Source organism: Vibrio vulnificus CMCP6 (genome assembly GCF_000039765.1).
In the GTDB taxonomy this organism is placed as follows: Bacteria; Pseudomonadota; Gammaproteobacteria; order Enterobacterales; family Vibrionaceae; genus Vibrio; species Vibrio vulnificus_B.
In genome coordinates this window covers 678452-697248 of the sequence record NC_004460.2, presented here as the reverse complement: position 1 = coordinate 697248, position 18797 = coordinate 678452, and the positions used below count along the sequence as shown (strand labels likewise).

Here is an 18797-nt window from a genome sequence, read left to right as displayed (position 1 = left end):
GTTACTCCCCGAAAGTTAAGTTTTGTTGGAGTTGTTCGTTGAGTTTTTGCCAGGCTTTTTGATCATTGCTTTTATGCGCTTGGATAAGCTGCTCTTGTTCGAGCAGTTGTCTGGTGGCTTTGTCGGCCAACCCATCGGTGAAGTGTTTCGCTCTGTCGATATCGCGGGTAATAAGTGCAATGTCTTTGTGGTTGACTTGCGTGTTCGCCAGTGAGGTCTGTACAATGTTCAGCATATTCGCTAAGTAGCGATTGAGTAACTCAATGGCAATGAGTCGTGAGTAAGCAGCAAAGTTTGGGTAACGGTTAGCGCGTGTCGCACTGATGAAAATGGCTTGTATAGGGGTCTCGGTGTACTCAAGAAATGACTTTTGGGTGCTCGTTAATGCGCTGTCGTTGGCAATAGCCGTATAAAGCTGCTCCAAAAGGGTTCGAATGCGCTCTTGAAGCCCCTTTGATGAGGCTAACGTTAAAGTCGCTTGGTTTGGGTTTAAACACTGCTTACGGTCAGTGTTATCACATCGGTAATAAGACACTTCGCCCCCTTCGAGTAACGCTTGAACTAAGTTATTGTTGTCGGCCAGCAAGCTTGCGTAATAACGAGGTTGACCACTGGCGTCATAGATGTACGTACCCGATAAGCTCATGAGAAATTCCGCGAGCGGCGTATCACTGGAAAGAAAGCTGTTTTTTAGCGTGGCTGACCACACGATGTTGTGATTGGTCTGGGTTAGGTCTTCCAGTGTGGGGTTGTTTCGTGCATTGGCCAGTTGGGCATTTGCCTGACCGCCTACACCACACTCTTGCTGCGCGGAGACCCAATCCGAGAAGGCATTGTTATGTGTACCCATGGTTGCGCAGATGTGCTTTTTCGTTTGAGGGTTGTCAAATGCGCCCGCAAGGCCACTCACGGCTGCTTGCGCGGTTTCACATGAGTTGATGGATTGGTTGAGCCATTTATCGGCAATGTTTTGTAAGTTGTCTCGGATTTGCTTGATTTGAGGCGCCCAGGTTTGCAGCGCTAAATCGACGGCAAATGGCACCGCATTTGAGACGACCGCTTGGCCAAACTGAACCAGTTGGTCTGAGTTGATGTGACTGAATCCCCCCATAAAGGCATCGATACCGCCACACCCCATACTGACTGATGGGACGGTCGCAGAGATCAATTGAGCGTTTTGTATCGGGGACCGAACATACAAAGAGCCGCCATTATAGTAGTTGGCAGCTTGGCCTTTGTAAGCGTTTGGGTTAGACACGTTAGTGTGATAGCCCAAATCGCTAAAAAAATTATCCAGAGAGCCACTGACACCAGCGGCTTGTACTTGATAGGAGAGCATCAAGTACAAGGCAAGATATTTCATTAGGTGGAGTGTTTTTCCCACAGTTATTGTGGATAAAGAGGCATTCATATTTCGACTTCCTTATTTATGGAAATGGTCGTCAAATAACCTTGTTCACGTTTCACATATGAGACTGATAAGGTAATAAATTAAGTATCAAATTTTCTCTTGGTAGTCAGGGCAAAATGGAGTAGATGAGAGAGGTCGGGGCGGACAGAGGGGCTAGGTTTACTGTTTGCCCTTGGTTATGGCTGCTTGTTATTGCGATGATCTTGCTTAGTGCATTTTACTCGAAGTAACAGGATTACTGCATCGCTTCCAATATGGTTTTATCACTCAATATGCCCTTAACGCTTTGTTCTAGTTCGTCGTAAGTCACATCTCCAATCGATACTTTGACAAACTTTCGGCTGTTGACGTTGATTAAAAACGTCGCTGGCACCGTGATGTTTCTTGGGTTCTCAAAGAACAGTTGGCTGAGTTCCGGTGTGGCCGGAATAGGAACGGGATACTCCGTGATCGGTCGGTTATCGAGTGAGAAAACGTAAGTTTGTAGTTGCGCTTGCTGAGTAAAGGTCTTGAACTTAGCGGCAAACTTGTGGCAGTAAGGGCAGTCACTGCGATAGAAAAAGACCATCGCATACTGATCTTGCATGACGGCATAAGTGGGCGAGGCCGTGGTTATGAATAAAAGGCAAAAGAGCGCACGTTTGAGCATAGTTTTTCTTCCTGTGTGGCGTTAAAAGTCAGGGGATTGGTAATTGGTCGCGACGTTATAGAACCGTCCCAACAAATCGTTTTGTGAAATAAACCCGTAAGCGAGGGGTTTAAACTCTGAGGTGGTTGGATTGACCAAGATCAGGGCTGGGGTAAACGGCACGACAACTTTGTCATTATTGAGGCGATTTTGACGGATGTTGTCGATAAACACGCCGTCATTACTCACGCCGAGCAGTTCAAGCTTGTACCTATCGGCAAATTGCTGCATTGAGGGAGCCAGACTCTGAGTGAGCGGATCGTCACCTTCATAGACAAAGAAAAAGCCCCAACCTTCGTTTTTCATCTTCTCCACCATATCGATTTTCTTTTGGCGCTCTTGTTGGTGATAGGTACTTCTCGCGGCTTGCTCCACAGGGCGATCTTTGACGTAGGAGTACTCTGGATACTTGAGTAGCAGTTTTTTAAACGTCATGCCTGTTTGGGCCGTCTTCTCACCAATGAAGTGATTGAGCTGCATCAGTTTGAGATATTTCTGTTCATCATCGGGGTGAATGGTGGCATCCGCCTTTACCTCCTCATAAGTCTGATGAAACCACTGCATCTGCTGAGTGGCGCTCATCACGGTAGTCTTCGTATTTGAAGGTAGGGGTGTGGGCACTGGTTTTGGTGAGGATGGAAGGTCTTTGGGCTCGTTATACCATTTCCAGCCTTTCGGGGGGGAAGGGTTGGCAAAACTTATCTGGGTGTTACTTAACGCCCAGGTAAACAGTGTCAGTAGCCATGCTAATTTTGTCTTATGTCGGTATTTCATCATCGCTTCCTTTACGTATGGACTATTGCCCATACGCACTTTGCAGGCGGTTTTGGATTTCGGTGGCGGAAGGAAGGTTTGTGTTATCGTGCATATCCTCATAGAAATCAGAAAAGTCGATGTGCTCGAAGTTGATTTGCTGAAGCTGCTCAGGGGTGATAGGTTCGCATAACGGATCTTTTGCTGAGCCTAAACTGATACCAAGTTGACCTTTTACGCCTTGCTCTTGAACGATGCGAGCGAGCTTACTGTCGTAGACGCAATACCCCTTCTTTTTGCGAGTGCAAACCCCTAAGACTTTATTGGCGCAATACTCCCCTAATGCAATCGTGATACCTTTCTCTTTGGCTTGTCCGAGGGCTTCCTCTTCTTCATTGCATTTATCAAGGCCAATACCCGTTCCCCAGCCCCCATCTTTACAGCAGTCGGCAACCCCAAAGGCTTTGTCAGTACATTGCATGCCTTTTCCCGTAAAGATTAAAGGTGGATCGCCTAATCCTTCTGCGGCTTCTGAGATAGCTGCCAGCCCGGCCGCTGATTCATTAAAGTCCTGGGATTGAGTGGGTGTGCCGTCATAACAATCGCCATCAAGGCAAAAGGTGGTGTCGAGGCATTGTAAATGGGTGGTGCTGCAATTTTTTTCAGGGCATGACTTTTGAAGCTCTTGCTCAATACACACGCCATTTTGCATCAGGCTGCAACGGCTTGAGGTCGTCTCACAATCACTGGCAAGAGTCGAGCAGGTATTCGGTCGGTCGCATTGGTGGTTAACTTGATATTTCCAACAATCGAGTGTGGTTGGAATGCCATTAATTATGCGAGTTTCTCGACCTTCAATGCATTGCTGGCTGGTGACCGTGCACGAGTTCATTAGAGTGCATTGTGTTCGCCAGGTCATGGTGTTCTTGATGCAGTTACCACCGGAGAGGGTGAATCCATTTGAGCAGCTTAATGTGGCTTTGATAGTCTGTTGGACAGGGCCGCAGATTTCATATCTTCTGCTCCAGTTGGTTCCTTGACACGATCCCCAGCTTGTCGAGCTTTTGAGTGCTCCCATACGATAGCCTTGGCTAGGAAGAACCCGCTGACCATTCCATGTGTAGCTTGTTCCTCCAGAAGCGCAGTTACTGTTGCCACCTCTTTGAGACACCATATTGTTCCCATCGTAACGGCACTGCTCGATGGTGCGTACACAATTGACCCCTTGCCTTGTCCAGCCCGCTGGGCAACTGTAGGTGACATTGCCAGTAACAACAGTCGCAACGGGTACTTTTGTACAAGGGACGTTGTTGTTCGTTGGGCGATGACACTGCTTAGGAATGCGTTCGATGATGCATTGGGAGCCACTCTCGCAATCCACATAGGTATTAGAGATGCCATGGGTAATTTCATACGCATTTTCCTGACCCAATAGTGCATACTGGTAAGTGGGGGTGGATTTTACGTCTGGTCGGCCTTTATCAAAGTTTTCTTGCATGGCGCCTGCGGTGTCGTTGGAATAGAAATCTGCGGTTTTTTGGGTATTAATAGTGCTGTCATTGAGCCCTTTTTGTGGCGGATTATTCACTTGGCTGACACACTCTGCCCCGTCACAATAATCCGCGATATTAAGATTGCCATTGGCTTTATTGGGAATGCCTTGTTGAGCATTTTGCGCCCAACCCAAGTTGTCTTGATACTGTTTCTCTTGCTCAGCAATAGTCAGATTGGAGGCAATGGCATGAGCGTTGAGCAACCACGACAAACACACGACTATGATGACTTTCATCGTTTTATTCTTTGAAGTACTTGGCGAACAACGTCGGGATTATCTCCGTTGGCAAGGTGCTCCAATGCGTTTGGAAGAGACACGTTGCCTTTTACGATGTCGTAATCACTTTCACTGCAAGGCTGCTTGGGTAAGCAGCGCCCAGGCTTTACTGCAACAAACGTGGGCACTTCTAGAATGTTGAAGGTCTGAAACCACTCTGGACTGATAGCGAAGCCGCTGTTTATCGGTTTCTTTTCGTTTGTTTGTAACAGGGATTGAATGTTATTGACGGTGGTCATGAAGCCGTCAGGTAAAACCCCTCGAATAACCAAAGGTACTTGCCAAATCTCACTCTGCTTTAGCAGCGCTTGAAGGCTGCTCTTTGGCATGGTGAGAGAGACAAAGATCATTACACCCGCGGGGGCTGCGTTAGGGTTTTCTGTCGGCGTGGGGATGTCGATAATGTCTTGTAGTGAGCTCGGGTCAAGCTTCTCCTGCCACTGCATCGCTTGCTGCCTAGCATGCTCAATAAATTCATGGCTGGCTTGTTGTTGTGTCTCAATGGCCTGTTGGGCTTGCTCTGAGGGCTGTAGCGAAGATGTTTGTTGTTCAAGCTTAGCGAGCGCTTTGAGCTCGTTTTGAGTATAACCGATGTTTGCCAGAGCAAAATGACTATAAAACAGGGTCAATAACCCGATTAAACATGATCGCATGTATATCATGGGATTTCCTTAAATTTGGGTTCCCCCTATAGGCGTATCGCGTAAGTAAGCAAGAACCGCTGTGTTTTCCCATTGAGGGGGGAATTGTTGTCGCATTTGCCATAAATCGTAAGGTGTCCAACCTTGTCGCGGGGGAGGGAAGCAGGCAAGTTGATGGCCGTCAGGGTGCTGAAGTTTCATTAGGCTGAATTTATGTTTAAGGAGGAGTTTTCGGGCTTGTTCGCAATCTGTATCAGTGATGAAGTTCATTGTGCTCCTCTACGTTAAAGTGCATCCCTTTAATGCATTCGTAGGGCAGGCTTTAAAACCGCCCTGTTTTATCTTCTTGTGAGTAAGAAGGGGTGAATACATACTCTAACTCTTGGTTGAGAAGCTGAGTAACGTCGTTTAGTGTTGGCTCGCCTTCAACAATTTTAAAATTAACGATATCGATGTCAGTGTTTTGAGATGCCGCATTGACTTCCTCGGTAATCAATAGAATCATGGTTAACCTTTTTGTAGTGATGTTATCCACGCTTGACGTGGTACTCCTTTTGTCTCAACAAGAGCTTCGCTCGTTATCGCAGCCAAAAGCGAGCGTTATTCAATAAGAGAGAGTGCCCAAGCTAGTGTGCTTAATTGGTTATCGATGCACTGCATTTCTTGCATAAGATCATGAGCACCAATGGCTTTTCCGTTGAGACAGATGGACACATATTTCTATACCAGTTCGCTTTGCTCAGGGTGCGTGAGCTTCCCGTGAGCGATTGCCTCAAATCGAAGCTCTTTTGATGAAGTGATGTACTGTGACGCCTGACCAGCGGCGACGAACGTTAAAATGATTGCGGTAACACTAACGCTTTTAGAAGTGCTTTTATCCAGCTTGGTAACGCCATGAGAGATTCCTTGCTATAGAAATACGCAGTTACGTTTACGCCATTGGACATAACCAAAGTTATCCCCAGTAGTCGGGTTATCGTGTCCCATTTCCCATATAGCTGTTGTAGTGGTGTAAGGGTGGCACCATCCTGCATCGGGGATCGGGGCGCTCATCTGATAGCGGTAACGAGATTTGGGTAAAATAGGCGTTGGGTATTGATAACAAATTGCGCCATCTTCCCCGAGTGTTTCCCACACAATGCCTTGCCTGTGCAGTTTGTAATTCAACCTTTCCATGATGAGTGTACCCGCTTGGACTGGTGTATCTCGGTAGTTGGTATTGCCTGTTAACGGATAGGCGCTGCCTTGAGAGCCTAAACACCAAAATAAAGCGTCAAAAGGTAATACTGAGTTAGTGGTGGTCGCAATGGCTTCGGGGACACAGGCGAGCTGCGCGATGGGGTTGCCAAATAAAATGGCTTCAGGGTTTAAGATGAAAGAAAGTTCATCATCATCCCAAAGCGGATCGAGCTCCGTTAAATACGCGACATCAAAGGCATCAGTTGCCATACAGGCCGTAGATTGCATTAATTGCAACCAATAGATTACCGGGTACTTGTACCAATGAGCATGATAAACCCCCCCGTCGCTGCTGGCTGATTCCCTTGCTGTCGTGCGACCTCCTAACTTTTGCATGTTTGCGCCACTTAACTCCATTCCCATATTGACCATGCAGTAAGGTACTCTCGTAACATCGGTCAATGCATACGGCTCCCAGTAGCCAATGTTCAAGCCAATCTGTACGAAAATAGGGGGAGGTTTGGGGCAGTATGAGATAGGCATCGTCGGGTTGCGAGTGTCAGGATAATTTGAGGGAATGACAGGCACAGAGCCTACGGTCATCGGAAACATGCAACTCCAGCAAATATCACTGATAGGGTTAATAAAGTGCCCTGAGCACGTTGCTTTTGCTTGAGCAATAGAGCTTGAAAGTAAGGTTCCTAATAGCATCAATATTAAGCCGAGACGGTTTATCATGGTTTGGGCTCCTCGTTGCTGACGTCAAACTCCGTCACTTTCCAGTGAATACCCGATTGCTCAACCAAGCTTGGTACTGCTTTAATGTGCATCTTTTGGGATAAATCCCCTTGTTGGTCAAAGTAAATGCGACTGTTGAGATGCTCTGAGGCTTGATTGGGGCTACCTCCTGTCAGTATCCATTTGATGGGTTTATTGGATTGAAAGGTCTGAGCAAAGGCCAATTGCTGCTCATCGCGTGCATCAAAGAAGATCAAAACATGGGAGTACTCAAATTGGTTTGGGGGACGACTGTGCTCTGGCCAAGTGGTTGTATCGAAGGGATTAATGCGTGTCCCTGCTTTCGCAAAGACTTGGCCCTTGGCATCGGTTAAGTCCTTAGCCAGCGTTAAACTAGGGTCAACCAAAAACGTGTCGGGGGTGGTGGTAGTGGTGAGTGAGAGCGGTGGCGGGGTCTCAACACTCTCAGCGACTCTTTGAGCAAACTCTTGCTGCATATCCGCCAGTTTGCCCGATTGTTCAAACCCCTTTAAACGCTGCTCTATCCAGACCAGCATATCGATTTCACCGATAGGGAAAGTCGCCCCGATACGACCTAAATCTTTGGCTCCAACATGGGGCTGAAATAAGAGCGCTACGCCCCAGAGGGCGAGCGCCGTCATTTTTTTCATGGTCATTCCTTGTCTTGGTAGTGTTCGATGATGGCCCTTTGTATCTGAGGGGTCACATCCACTGCCCCGCCGACGACAGCCGCACTGACTAACGCAATGGTGTTGTGCTGCGCGTTATACGCCTCGATTTCTTCGTGCATAATGCCGGCAAACTGCGTTAATCGCTTGGTTTGCTCTTCAAGACTCATCTCTTTTTTAATGAGCGCTTGGTGGTAGGCATTGAGGGTGCTTTTGACATCAACACTGACGAAAGTGGGCGAGGGTTGACTGAGAAAGGTGTGAGCCGTCAGCGTCGAAAGAGCGCTGATGCTCACCATCATCGCAATCATTGACAATGGCTGCTTCATGCGGCCTCCTTAGCTTTGAGCGCGTGTTCAAATTCGGCAATTTCCTTACCGTAAAAGTGCTCCGCGGTGGCGTTAATGGCCTCCATGAGCGGCATGCCTTTATTCATCAGGTTTTCGCAGAACTCAAACTCATGAGGTTCGGTGCTTAAACAGGCGCGTGAAAAAGGGTCAGAAAACATGCGGTGATACGAGGTATGCCCACCGGCTTTGACGCGAACACAGCTGTAACCTGCGTCACTGGCTCGCGGAAAACTTTTAATGATCCGCTCTTCCATCTCACTGAACGCTTTCGGGTTGTCGGTTAAGAACTTATCGAAGCCGTCACCTTGTCTCAGTACCATATGGATATCGCTGTTATCGTAACTGGCCCGGGCTTCTTCATTGGCAAAAAAGTCGATAATGCCTTGAGTAACGGTGCAAAATGAGCCACCAAACTTACGCGCTGTGCGATAACCGGTATTGATGAAGGTTCGGGTCTGAGCGTTAGCGCCACTCATCAAGCTCCAGGCTTCTTCAATGATGCACATCTTAGGCGTAGAGCGAGAGCCAGACAGGTACATCTGTTGGTTGATAGAGACAATCAGTGCAAAAATGACGGGACGCAGAACGTCTTCGTTGAAACCATCGAGCTCTAAGGTGGTGATGTCGATGGTTGGGTCGAGCATGGACGGTTTATTAAAGGTGTCGCCATAAATACCGTTGCTGCAATATTTGTTCAACTGCACGGCGATATCATGGATACGGCGATCATCGTTATACTCTTTTGACAGCTCGAACAAGGCCGTTTGAACATCGTCCACCAAGGTTTTGGTGTGTTTTCGCTCCCAAGCGCGAATGATGGCATCACCAAGGACCGCCATCTGGTAGCTTTCTAGCTCTTGATAAGGCGAGGCGATAGTGGCGAACAGCGCGGTAATGTTACTGAGTGCTTCTTTGATGGGATCTACGTTTTCATGTTGCCCATCGTCGTTGACAAATTGCAGGGTTTCTTTGGCTTGTTTTGCGCTGTCCATCACTTTACCAAGGTGAGTGAATGGATTGAGGTAGATGTTTCGGTGATCGAGGTAGGAGCCTCCGAGCATAAGCGTGAGCTTTTTGTAACTGGCGCCTTTATCTAAAATCCAACATTTACCCCCATACGCATAAACCGACTTGGCCATGCTTTGCACGAAGAAGCTTTTTCCTGCGCCAGAGCCGCCTGAACATCACGACGCTGATGAGTTTGATTGGTAAACAGAGTTAAATTGAGCACCATTGAGCTGATGGTAAACTCTTTGTCACTGAGTCCTTTTTGCAACCCTTTACGCTCTTCCAGTTCATCTTTGGCCGTTGGCATAATCATAGCCAGAGACGAGCCGACCGTTTTGGTGAGGTCTGAAATCTTGCGGTTATTGTCATGCTCAAAGTTTCCCGTTACTTCTTGACGAAAGTTTAAAGTCAGGACGTGGGGACACGTGACATGCCTGGCGATATTGCGGATCGATGCAAAACACTCAGGTAGCGCGTAGAGCCGAAAGTCGCTTGGGGTTCGGGCGAGTCCCATACAGACCGTTCGTGTGCGTGTCTCTATACCCTCATGGTTAGTGTGACGAGTGGCGATATGGTTGCGATGAATAAGCAGCTCAGTATCACTCGACATCACTTGTTGATTGATGGGGTCATAACGGTTGTAGGGGCGCTTGATAGGGCGCGCTTGCATCGCATCAAAGTTTAAGATGTCGCCAGTAAAGGTAATAAGCCCCTCTGGTGTCAGCCTTTGAGTATCAATGCCAAGCTGGGTGAAGGCCGTTTCAATGGTTGCTCGTAAGTCGCACAGCGATTCATCGTCTTTTGTCGTGGTGGAGACAAAGAAATACGCTTCGTAATCACGGAGATCAAAATGGTGACGCTGTTTGTGGAAAAATCCTTGTGTGGCTGCGAATTGCGAATATTGCGCCTCTTTGGCGGCGAGGGTTTCGCAAATGCCTCCACGCTTGCTCATGAGCGCTTGATTGGCCTCAATATAATGCGCCACTTTGTTGTGGCCAAGAAGCGACAGTTGGTAATCCCATTTATCCCCTTGAGGAAATTCGCACACTAACTTATTGAGGGAATGAATGAGCTCATCGTTAGCACCGCCTAAGATGTTGAGCTTAAACCCAATGCCATGGGCCGCTCGATTTAGGAAAATCTTGGTGTTATTGTCGAAGGTGCGATAAGGGAGCTCATGATGGAAATGATTTTGATGCTTTTTGACGTCTTGATAAAATGCCCCCAACGTACCCGTTTTGGGCTTTGAAAAAAAGTTTCTGAACATAATCAGTCCTTCCAAATGGCGCGCACTGGGCTACCTGTCCAACGGCTGTCATCGAGGATGACATAGATATCTGTGGTATCAATGTAATGACCGTTTTTATCAATAAAAGGAAAAACGGTGACTTTTTTCACTACATCATTCGTTCGTGTTGGCTCACCTTGTCGTGTGCGTCTCGGTAAGGTCATAAAATCTGTTGGAACACGATGAGTTTGTTCAGTGGAAGTTTGGTTTTCTGAGCTGGCGTAGAGTTCTATATTTCGACGGGCTTCGTCCATGGTGGTGCAGCCTGGTACGCCGCCAACTTTCGTGCAGCTATAATCTTCGCCGAGACCTGCTGCGCAGCCTGTTAAGAGCAGTGCAGCAAAGAGCATTGATGAGAATTTAAACATACTCATATTCCTTTATTTGCGGCCAAATGGAGTTGGGGGAACCTCAATGCCTTGTGTAGACAACTCTTTCGCCAATGGATTAAGGGGGGCATTAGTGATCACATCGAGGATTTGATTCGATTGACTCGACATGCTTTGCTCTGCCAATTGCTGGCGTTCGTACTCTTCGGCCATAAGAGGATCCAGCGGGAATCCTTCTAAGAAGACAATATTGACAACGGCACCTGGGTTGATTTCCACGATGGGGTGATAGAGCTCTGCAAGACCAATGTAGTAATCGGAGAGTTTTTCTCCCACACTTGAGGTAGCATTGCCGAGTAAGTTCAACGCTGCATCTTGGCTGTTGATGCTTGAGGTTGTACCGAATGCTGAGGTGGAGGTGGTTTGTGAGAGCGCTTGACCTGTCTCGCCGATGCCATTCAAAATACCGGCAATCCCCGCCATTTGAACAATCTCACCATTTTTTAAGATGGTGGTGCCACGTATGCCGTTGCGTCCAAAGTTAAACGCCGTTCCTTTGATGGCGACGTCTAAGATATGCCCTTCGTCTTGGATACAGCTCAAGCGGTTAGTGCGGATAATGCCGCGGCTTGACGATATCTCACCGTAGGATGAACCTGTAATGGTGCAGTTGCTGAGCTTGGATTTTTCCCCATTGGGTAAGATACCTTCATGAATGGTTTGAAAGACCACGGGGGTCGTGTCTCCTTGGCCAAGCACTCCGGCATTGGTGTCAGCGCCTCCTGTCACCACTGCGGTGACAAAGGTTCCAGTTGGCACATAGTTCTCAGTGGTGCGGTGATAGGTTGTTTCATCGCTTTCCCAAAAGAAATTAAAGCTATCAAACTCATTGCGATTGAAAGGGATTTGCTCTGAGGGCTGATATTGCATCTGCGCCATATCGGGGTTGTTGTTAGAGGAGGCAATAGGTCTAGGCGGAAGCTTGTGCTGTCCAAATGTTTCTGAGCTATTCATCGGCCTTTGGGTGTGGATGGTGCTGTATGGTTCGGTATTGACTAACTCCGAAGTGTTATGTTCGAGTTCATCAATACGGGATTGAAGCTGCGCTTCTTTATTTCGAAACTCTTCACGTACTTGTTCCTCAACTAAGCGAGCGGTCTTCTCTTTTGCTTGCTCGATTTTACGCTCGGTCTCTTCTTTATGAGTGCGCATAGATTTGGTCAAATCCGCTATTTGCTTTTCTAGGGCAGACAGCGTTTTTTGCTGTAGGGAGAGCGCCGATTGGTTGTCTGTTTCGACAAAATCTTGCTCAATGATGGCACCAAATTCGACAGGTTCTTGATGGCTTTCTTTTTGTGTAGGGGGAGGCGGCCTAGTGTATTTATACAATGCTAGTGCGGCAAGGAGCAGGGCAGAGACGGCGATAATGGTGACGGTGTTGTTTCTTGATGCGGTGCGCTGATTAATCTCGCCACCTTGCTCAAAGTCGCCATCTGTGTCACTAAAAAGGCGTTTTCTCCAGTTATCGAGCATGATTCACTCCTCCTCCTGTCACTACATACAAGTGCGTGGTTTGATTTGGGCCGAGTTCAAATGTATCCAGCGCCGCGCTTCGAGCGGCGTAACTGTAGAACTGTGTGGTTGTGAGTGTGACGGTGTCACTGGATTTGTTCTTCACCTCGTAAATGATGCCCGAATAATCCCGGCCCACGAACACGGTTTGCGGAGTGACGGGCAGTAAGGAGTCCTTCTTAGGCAGGGTATTAGGGTCTACCGGATGAAGGCTAAATCCTGAAATCGGTGTGCCTTTTTCTTTCCATGTCATCATGGCTTTGGTGAAGTTAGCGATGGCCGCTGGGTAATCAAAGCCGCGCTCAAATACGGAAGGTTGAGATAGGTGACGGTCGGTTGGTGTAAACGCAGTGACGATGCCTGGCGTGGCTTTTGGGGTAATGAACAGTGCGAAAAGACGCCCTTTTTGAGTGAGAACGTGGGCGGTAAAAGGGAGCGCAACATTCAGCTTTAGAGACACCGAGCCCGTTTTATCTTTTTGGATACCGTTAGTGGTACAAAAACCGTGAGGGCAGGTGATGTTAAGGATTTTATCGTCTTCGACCACGAGGCGGTTGATGTTCACAGACGATAAACTCACGGGAATGGTGTCGCCGTCCGCAAAGGGAAACGTGGCCTTTTGTACATTGCTTGCTAATGCGAAAGGGCTAAGAGTGGCGATAAGCACGCTCATTAGCCATGATAATGGTTTCATTCTTTTGCTCCTTGTTTCTTGATGCCAATGAGTTCAATCACGCCGTTGCTGTAATCCATTTGAACGGTGTAGGTTACAAGCTCTGATGGCAGTGTGCGATCGCCAACGGTTTTAGTAAGGTGGCCCGTCTGTTTGAACTGCCTATTTTCAATCGAAATTTCAGTTCGCCCAGGCAGGGCGTCAAAGCGACTGGTCGTGTTGTACTTTTTAAGATGCTCGGCATCTTTGACTAGGACCGGTTGAATCGTTGACCAGTTTTCTGTAGGCACATAGTCGAGCAAGAGGCCGTATTGTCTAAAGACATTCGCAGGTGTCACGTTGAGCTTGAGCTTTAAAAAGTATTCGCCCATAAGCTGAAGGTAAGGCGCATCAATGGCCGTATCTGAAATCGTAAATGCTTGTGAAATCGTAGGGGGAACGAGAGTTCGACTCTTTTCCGATAAGGTTTTCGCCAAGCTAAGACCTAAGACCACGTTCACGAGCATTGATGCCGCAAACCCAAAGACGAGGAGAAAGTTCAGTAACTTACTCAGTGCAAGTAAGTTACCTTGGTGTTGGTTATCCATAAATGTGCCCCTCTTAAGAGAGCCAGTAACGCTTTTGCGCTGCGGGAGTGTGTTTGAAGACACTGTGATTGAGTGAGGTGTTCCCCCACCAGTAGAGGGTTAAGGCGATGATGTTTTCACCGTACTGAACTTTGATATACCGAAGTCCTATAAACCAAATGGCTGCAAAGATAAGGCCTATCAAGTATTTACCGGCTAAGAAGAAGAGCACAAAGAGAAGAAACCCGGGCAAGACTTCGTCTCGGGGTAAACCTGATATGCGCTTGCCTTTGCTGAGGTGTTTTGGGATAGCAAAAAAAAGCTGTTGGTTGTCCATACATCACCGCCCGACTTTTAAGCTAGGCCAACCAGTGGCTTAATGACTTCCCAGAAAATCATACCGCCAGCAAAACCGCCAATGGCGGCGAACCAGTTACGTGTCGTGAAACCGAGAACCGCGGCGCCGAGAGCACCTGCGGTTAGCATGGCCATTTCTGCCGCTGAATCGTCACCTGCGGTTGATTTGATGGTGGCTTTACCACCTGCAAACAAGTCAGTGGCAAAGGATGGGGTAGCGAAGCAGAGTACTAATAAGGTGGCGAGCAATAGAAAAAGAAGGTGGTAGGTATGTTTTTGATTAATAAGAGGCATAAATGGCTTCCTTATTTGAGTTGAAATAAAAAAGACTCAACGCTGGAAGACGTGGAGCCATTTGGGGATTAAAAAGTGATGAGATTAAGCGGCTAAATGATCGCGTACCCACTTAAGGCCTCGGTTGCGACTGATGTGCAGTTTCCAATTCGAAGTACTCAAGGGCTGTCTCTTTTTGAGTTTTTTACAATAGGTTTTGCGCTGCTTGGCATCCATAACCGCCGAATTGACGAGATGGGGTTTATAAGGCTTGTGGGTATATGTTTGTTCTTTAACAAGAACGCAGTGGGGCAGAACGACTGGAAAATGAATGGGGTCAGGGCTATCAACAAGTGCGGCAAAGGTTAATCGATTATCAATGCGTCCAATAGGTTTGGCCGCAATGAAAGTACCTTGTTGGTCAAGCGTTTTGCCAATCAGTTCCATGGGTTCGTCCTTGTAATATCCATAGACGATGATCATAGGCACTCCTTGTAGTAGGGCATTGTTGTGTAGACTGTAAAATTCACACAACAATGGAGCCCCTTACAGAGCTCGTGCTACAAACTGGCTTGTGAGTTTGTGTAGTCAAACTCAACCTTTAAGGTTTAAGTTAAAGGCTTAGGTGATATTCCCAATTAACTCCCTCAGACCGAGTGATGATGCTTGCATTGATACTCAGAATACTGGCATTGGTCTGCGCCTCACCTAACAGGCGCCTGAATTTGGTTAGGTTATTTAAGCTGTCCTGCGCCCATCTGTGGCGCTTTCAGCAGAAAGAGCAGCCGACTCTTTTAGTTATGTATTGGATTCAAAAGTAAACGCGAATGACGCTTTGTTTTCAATCATTCCAATATCAATGCAATCACTATGCGTGAAAAATGAAAGTGCAAGCAATGTATGAAAATACCGAAATCGCACAATGGTATTTGTTTGGGATTTTAAATATCGGGCCAAAGCATCACGTGATTCTTATAGTGCTTGGCTTACCTATTTGTGGTCTTTGTTGTCCCTTTTGATTCGCCAGTTTAGAGCTAACCAACAGAACTTGGTGTAAACGCGCGGGTTATGCTTTTGCCTAACTTCGATATAGGGCTGAAGGTGAGTGAACAAGAAGAACACAGTATTGCCATGTGCCATAAAGAAACTGGGTTACACCTGCCATTGAGAGCCTCTAAAAACGGAAAAGGAGTGCTGAATGGCACTCCTCTTGTGGGATTTGATTGCCACTACAGGTATGTTGCGTGCAGTATAGTGGTAAGTAATAAGATTTTACCATGCCTCTTCTTTATGCTCACTTAAGCATAGTGATGAGTATGTGTCTTTTTGGAATTATGACTTTGGGACTGTTTATTAGTTGGTCTAGTGCTCGTATGGATATTTAGTGGCGGCAAAAATGGCGGCGCCCATTGAAAAACAACGTAAAAGAGAGTGCTTATTCGCCATATTTTACCTTGTTTTATACATGTATATTCCATTAAGTATTTGTTTTTAAAAGGTTGTTTTGGTTGCGCTTGAGGTTATACGGCATGTCTTCAAAGAGCGCGATGGACAAGCACTCTGGCGGCGTCGCAGGCTACCGAGCAGCGGAAGGAAAAACCGTACTATTGCCTTACCGTGGCAGTGTTCACGGCACCATTCAAGACATCCTTGGCGGCGTGCGTTCAACTTGTACTTATGTAGGCGCAGCCGAGCTTCGCGAGCTAACAAAACGCACCACGTTCATCCGCGTTCTTGAGCAAGAGAACAACGTGTTTGGTAAAGAGAAGTAAGCCGACACTTCGAAAATCACAAACTATCTAGAGCCGCTTTTGCGGCTCTTTTTTTTCCAAAATTTGGTAAGTGGCGACAAAATATGGATTTGTGAGCGTATTATAAGTGATGGTTTTGTCTTCCTAGGATATCGGATTATCCGGAAATGTGCTCCTAAAGGAAACACATAAGTCGTTCCCACGATACCAAGGGTTAAACTGATGCGTTAGTAAAAGAGCTTTCAGGGTATTTCGTAGCAGCCATTAGTTAGCCGAACCTTTGATAGTCTTCCAGAACCCTCCCGAGAGTAAGATGAAAAGGACTTTGTTGCCGAAATCAGTGTTTTGCATCCGACATATTCTGACGCAGCTAGCGGTAAAATTATCATAAACGATATGAGTATGATTTCTATCAAAAAACTCTAATATAAATCTGGCGTAAATCACGCAATGTATAGCGTCTTTGTGATAGTTTTTGCTATTCGACGCACGAGATGCAGTATACAAATGAGCTTAAAATGAAAAAAAAGTCATCTCTGAATGAATCTCTGAACTTGGCCCTTGAGATCCTTAAACGCATTCCCAAGTCTAGGTATATCACGGTTAAAGAGCTGCATAGTCAGTTGGCTGAGGTAGGCATTGAACGCGATATCCGAACTTTACAGAGGATCATGGAAACCTTATCAGAGCAGTTTAACCTTGACCGCAATGACAAAAGCAAACCTTATGGATATAAGCTGACCCAAGCCAACGCGGTACTCAGTCTGCCGACCCTCTCGGCCCAGGAGTCCCTGCTGTTTCACTTGGCTCGGGAATACCTGGCGGGCCTTTTGCCGAGCAAAGTGTTGGCTGCCATGAGCGGGTTCTTTTATGAGGCGGACTACCAGCTTAATCCGGCCTCACCTAACAAAAAAGAGCGAAACTGGCTGAAGAAGGTTAGAGTTGTAAGTGAAAACCAGCCTCTGCTCGCCCCGCATCTGGACGAAGAAGTACTCAGGATCATCAGCCAGGGTCTGTACGAAGACCGGTGGTTGAGCCTTGAATACACCAACAGCAAAAACGAACCGAAAAAAGCGACCGTTATGCCACTTGGTATCGCGCAGCAGGGTAACAGACTTTACCTAGTCTGTCGTTTCGAAGGTTACACGAATGAGCGAACTTTGGCCATCCATCGGGTGAGCATCGCGCACTTGTCCACCTTCATCTTTGACCGCCCGGTGGATTTTGACCTGGCAAAATACGATGCGGATGGAAGGTTTGGCTTTGGCGAAGGTCAGCAGTGTCGACTGCAGTTCTGTATCACCAAGTCAGATGGTTACTTTCTGCGCGAAACACCGCTGTCAAAGGACCAGCAAGTCGTTGAGCGTGATGATTCGCTGCACATTAGCGCGAGTGTGATTGATTCGCTTTACCTGAAAAAGTGGCTAAACAGCTTCGGCGACAATATTTGGGATATCGAGCTCCAGCCGATGGCATCGGTCTCCTGATACTCAACAACAAAGTAAAAACCTGTGTAAGGGAACAATAATGGAAATTACGTTAGAGCTACTATTTTGGACATTGGTTGGCTGTGCTGGCTTGGTTGTGCTACTTCAAGCTATCTCGATCAACAAAAAGCATCAGATGCAGCAATGGGCACTCGATGAATCTGAGCGGGTAAATGCCAGGTTTGATCAGCACTGTGCGCAAATGGACAGGCAAGCTGGTGAGCTAAGCCAACATCTCAGCGATAAAACGGACCAGTTGCTCAGTGTGATGAAAACCGCTGCTGGTGACACAATCCAGCACGTTACTGCTGAAGTTAGCCAGCAGGGAGAACAAGTGATAGCGCGCCTGTCCGCTGCGGAGAAGGAAGTGGTAAGCGGGCTGACTCAGCTCTCTTCACAGCTTGCCGAGACTGAGGCTGAGCTAAAAGGTGCAGCGCTGGCGCTGGATCAAAAGTTACAGGAGCAGCACACCAGCACGGGGGCCAACTTGTCTGCGATACAAGCGAGAACCGATGGACTGATCGCGCAGCAGGCAGCAGAGCAGCAAAGGCAGATCGCGGCTCTACATGCATTGAGCCAGGAGCAGCACCAGGAAAGCCGTCATCTACACTCTGAGTTGGCACGCACCCAAGCGGAATGTGCCCAGTCACTGACAAAAAAACAGAGCGAAGAGTTTATCCACGTGCAGAAGCTGGTGGGCCAGTCCCACAGCAGCCTGAAAGCCTTGTTGCAAACGCTTCATCAACTGGATGATAAGCGTGATTTCACTGCCAAGCAGGCCGGTATTGCCCAGCTTGAACAGTTAACCACCCAGATCCAGCAGTTACGGGTCGATAACCTGGTGAGCCTGACCAATGAACTGGCCAGGCATCAGGATCTGACGATTGACACGGACGATTTCGTCAAGCGGCTAGGCGATTGCAAAGTGACCCAGATCGAGGACAAGCACTCCGGTCAGGTGACGCAGATTTACTATAAAAACGGCAAAAAGCGCAGCAGTGATACCTTTGCCGGTACCCAGCTCAAATACCAGATGACGTTTAATGAGGACGGAAAACCGGCGCGGGGTTGTGAATTCGACCAGGCCGGAAACCTGGTGTTCGAATACCTGTATGACGATGCCGGTGAAATAAGCAAGCGCATTGAGACGGTCTATGACCCGAAAGGCAACGAAAAACAAAAACTAGAAACAGCGTACTAATTATTGGGGACA

At 47.5% G+C, this 18797-nt stretch carries 19 protein-coding genes and 2 pseudogenes; 3 read left to right on the top strand and 18 right to left on the bottom strand.

Annotated elements, in window-relative coordinates; genetic code table 11:
• Position 1 precedes the first annotated feature (1 nt).
• The 18 genes and pseudogenes from VV1_RS18170 to VV1_RS25555 form a co-directional block, all read right to left on the bottom strand.
• The gene (locus VV1_RS18170) at positions 2 to 1363 is read right to left on the bottom strand and encodes a conjugal transfer protein TraH (protein WP_043921249.1); all 1362 of its coding nucleotides are present in this window, start codon (positions 1361 to 1363) and stop codon (positions 2 to 4) included.
• Between the two features lie 283 nt (positions 1364 to 1646).
• A complete protein-coding gene (gene trbB, locus VV1_RS18165) occupies positions 1647 to 2060 on the bottom strand; it encodes a type-F conjugative transfer system pilin assembly thiol-disulfide isomerase TrbB (RefSeq protein ID WP_011081588.1) in 414 nt (137 codons plus the stop codon).
• Positions 2061 to 2081: 21 nt separating this feature from the next.
• The gene (traF, locus tag VV1_RS18160) at positions 2082 to 2873 is read right to left on the bottom strand and encodes a type-F conjugative transfer system pilin assembly protein TraF (RefSeq protein WP_144011167.1); all 792 of its coding nucleotides are present in this window, start codon (positions 2871 to 2873) and stop codon (positions 2082 to 2084) included.
• 22 nt (positions 2874 to 2895) lie between these two features.
• The gene (gene traN, locus VV1_RS18155; protein WP_011081586.1) at positions 2896 to 4641 is read right to left on the bottom strand and encodes a type-F conjugative transfer system mating-pair stabilization protein TraN; all 1746 of its coding nucleotides are present in this window, start codon (positions 4639 to 4641) and stop codon (positions 2896 to 2898) included.
• On the bottom strand, positions 4638 to 5345 hold the full coding sequence (gene trbC / locus VV1_RS18150; protein ID WP_011081585.1) for a type-F conjugative transfer system pilin assembly protein TrbC: 708 nt from the start codon (positions 5343 to 5345) through the stop codon (positions 4638 to 4640). The genes traN and trbC overlap by 4 nt, the downstream gene beginning before the upstream one ends.
• 301 nt (positions 5346 to 5646) lie before the next feature.
• Positions 5647 to 5829, bottom strand: coding sequence for a hypothetical protein (locus VV1_RS18140; protein WP_011081583.1), 183 nt, complete (start codon positions 5827 to 5829; stop codon positions 5647 to 5649).
• Positions 5830 to 6233: 404 nt separating this feature from the next.
• The gene (gene traU / locus VV1_RS18135) at positions 6234 to 7214 is read right to left on the bottom strand and encodes a conjugal transfer pilus assembly protein TraU (protein WP_086016969.1); all 981 of its coding nucleotides are present in this window, start codon (positions 7212 to 7214) and stop codon (positions 6234 to 6236) included.
• Positions 7215 to 7237: 23 nt separating this feature from the next.
• A complete protein-coding gene (traW, locus tag VV1_RS18130; protein ID WP_011081581.1) occupies positions 7238 to 7918 on the bottom strand; it encodes a type-F conjugative transfer system protein TraW in 681 nt (226 codons plus the stop codon).
• Positions 7915 to 8259 carry a type-F conjugative transfer system protein TrbI gene (gene trbI, locus VV1_RS18125; RefSeq protein ID WP_011081580.1) on the bottom strand — a complete coding sequence of 115 codons (345 nt, stop codon included), beginning with the start codon at positions 8257 to 8259 and terminating at the stop codon, positions 7915 to 7917. The genes traW and trbI overlap by 4 nt, the downstream gene beginning before the upstream one ends.
• Positions 8256 to 10555, bottom strand: a pseudogene (locus VV1_RS18120) (TraC family protein). The gene trbI and the pseudogene VV1_RS18120 overlap by 4 nt, the downstream one beginning before the upstream one ends.
• A 2-nt stretch (positions 10556 to 10557) precedes the next feature.
• Positions 10558 to 10944: a type IV conjugative transfer system lipoprotein TraV gene (gene traV / locus VV1_RS18115; protein ID WP_043921145.1), complete on the bottom strand. Its 387-nt coding sequence runs from the start codon at positions 10942 to 10944 to the stop codon at positions 10558 to 10560.
• Positions 10945 to 10956: 12 nt separating this feature from the next.
• Entirely contained in the window at positions 10957 to 12438 is a 1482-nt protein-coding gene (locus tag VV1_RS18110; RefSeq protein ID WP_011081576.1) for a TraB/TrbI/VirB10 family type IV secretion system protein, read from the bottom strand.
• Entirely contained in the window at positions 12428 to 13171 is a 744-nt protein-coding gene (gene traK, locus VV1_RS18105) for a type-F conjugative transfer system secretin TraK (RefSeq protein ID WP_011081575.1), read from the bottom strand. Before traK ends, VV1_RS18110 begins: the two co-directional genes overlap by 11 nt.
• Entirely contained in the window at positions 13168 to 13737 is a 570-nt protein-coding gene (traE, locus tag VV1_RS18100; protein WP_011081574.1) for a type IV conjugative transfer system protein TraE, read from the bottom strand. The genes traK and traE overlap by 4 nt, the downstream gene beginning before the upstream one ends.
• Positions 13738 to 13750: 13 nt before the next feature.
• Positions 13751 to 14053: a type IV conjugative transfer system protein TraL gene (gene traL / locus VV1_RS18095; RefSeq protein WP_011081573.1), complete on the bottom strand. Its 303-nt coding sequence runs from the start codon at positions 14051 to 14053 to the stop codon at positions 13751 to 13753.
• 17 nt (positions 14054 to 14070) lie between these two features.
• Positions 14071 to 14367, bottom strand: a complete 297-nt coding sequence (gene traA / locus VV1_RS18090) for a type IV conjugative transfer system pilin TraA (protein WP_011081572.1) — start codon at positions 14365 to 14367, stop codon at positions 14071 to 14073.
• An 84-nt stretch (positions 14368 to 14451) separates the two neighbouring features.
• Positions 14452 to 14829 (bottom strand): hypothetical protein, encoded by a 378-nt coding sequence (locus VV1_RS18085; RefSeq protein WP_011081571.1) that lies wholly within the window; start codon positions 14827 to 14829, stop codon positions 14452 to 14454.
• A 507-nt stretch (positions 14830 to 15336) separates the two neighbouring features.
• On the bottom strand, positions 15337 to 15486 hold the full coding sequence (locus VV1_RS25555; protein ID WP_418391213.1) for a DUF4760 domain-containing protein: 150 nt from the start codon (positions 15484 to 15486) through the stop codon (positions 15337 to 15339).
• Between the two features lie 374 nt (positions 15487 to 15860).
• On the opposite strand from VV1_RS25555, the pseudogene VV1_RS18080 reads away from it, so the two are divergent.
• The 3 genes and pseudogenes from VV1_RS18080 to VV1_RS18070 all read left to right on the top strand — a co-directional run.
• Positions 15861 to 16118, top strand: a pseudogene (locus tag VV1_RS18080) (IMP dehydrogenase); the annotation flags it as partial.
• A gap of 497 nt (positions 16119 to 16615) precedes the next feature.
• A complete protein-coding gene (locus VV1_RS18075) occupies positions 16616 to 17584 on the top strand; it encodes a helix-turn-helix transcriptional regulator (RefSeq protein WP_015728136.1) in 969 nt (322 codons plus the stop codon).
• A 40-nt stretch (positions 17585 to 17624) separates the two neighbouring features.
• A complete protein-coding gene (locus VV1_RS18070; RefSeq protein WP_011081568.1) occupies positions 17625 to 18785 on the top strand; it encodes a coiled-coil domain-containing protein in 1161 nt (386 codons plus the stop codon).
• The last annotated feature ends 12 nt before the right edge of the window (positions 18786 to 18797 follow it).

Bases quoted from the DNA above. Each gene is read 5' to 3' on its own strand.
- VV1_RS18170 (WP_043921249.1), bottom strand. From the start codon at position 1,363: ATGAAATATCTTGCCTTGTACTTGATGCTCTCCTATCAAGTACAAGCC.
- traW (WP_011081581.1), bottom strand. From the start codon at position 7,918: ATGACCATGAAAAAAATGACGGCGCTCGCCCTCTGGGGCGTAGCGCTC.
- trbI (WP_011081580.1), bottom strand. From the start codon at position 8,259: ATGAAGCAGCCATTGTCAATGATTGCGATGATGGTGAGCATCAGCGCT.
- traF (WP_144011167.1), bottom strand. From the start codon at position 2,873: ATGAAATACCGACATAAGACAAAATTAGCATGGCTACTGACACTGTTT.
- trbB (WP_011081588.1), bottom strand. From the start codon at position 2,060: ATGCTCAAACGTGCGCTCTTTTGCCTTTTATTCATAACCACGGCCTCG.
- traA (WP_011081572.1), bottom strand. From the start codon at position 14,367: ATGCCTCTTATTAATCAAAAACATACCTACCACCTTCTTTTTCTATTG.
- VV1_RS18085 (WP_011081571.1), bottom strand. From the start codon at position 14,829: ATGATCATCGTCTATGGATATTACAAGGACGAACCCATGGAACTGATT.
- traN (WP_011081586.1), bottom strand. From the start codon at position 4,641: ATGAAAGTCATCATAGTCGTGTGTTTGTCGTGGTTGCTCAACGCTCAT.
- traK (WP_011081575.1), bottom strand. From the start codon at position 13,171: ATGAAACCATTATCATGGCTAATGAGCGTGCTTATCGCCACTCTTAGC.
- traV (WP_043921145.1), bottom strand. From the start codon at position 10,944: ATGTTTAAATTCTCATCAATGCTCTTTGCTGCACTGCTCTTAACAGGC.
- VV1_RS18140 (WP_011081583.1), bottom strand. From the start codon at position 5,829: ATGATTCTATTGATTACCGAGGAAGTCAATGCGGCATCTCAAAACACT.
- VV1_RS18075 (WP_015728136.1), top strand. From the start codon at position 16,616: ATGAAAAAAAAGTCATCTCTGAATGAATCTCTGAACTTGGCCCTTGAG.
- traU (WP_086016969.1), bottom strand. From the start codon at position 7,214: ATGCTATTAGGAACCTTACTTTCAAGCTCTATTGCTCAAGCAAAAGCA.
- traE (WP_011081574.1), bottom strand. From the start codon at position 13,737: ATGGATAACCAACACCAAGGTAACTTACTTGCACTGAGTAAGTTACTG.
- VV1_RS18070 (WP_011081568.1), top strand. From the start codon at position 17,625: ATGGAAATTACGTTAGAGCTACTATTTTGGACATTGGTTGGCTGTGCT.
- VV1_RS25555 (WP_418391213.1), bottom strand. From the start codon at position 15,486: ATGGCACATGGCAATACTGTGTTCTTCTTGTTCACTCACCTTCAGCCC.
- traL (WP_011081573.1), bottom strand. From the start codon at position 14,053: ATGGACAACCAACAGCTTTTTTTTGCTATCCCAAAACACCTCAGCAAA.
- trbC (WP_011081585.1), bottom strand. From the start codon at position 5,345: ATGATATACATGCGATCATGTTTAATCGGGTTATTGACCCTGTTTTAT.
- VV1_RS18110 (WP_011081576.1), bottom strand. From the start codon at position 12,438: ATGCTCGATAACTGGAGAAAACGCCTTTTTAGTGACACAGATGGCGAC.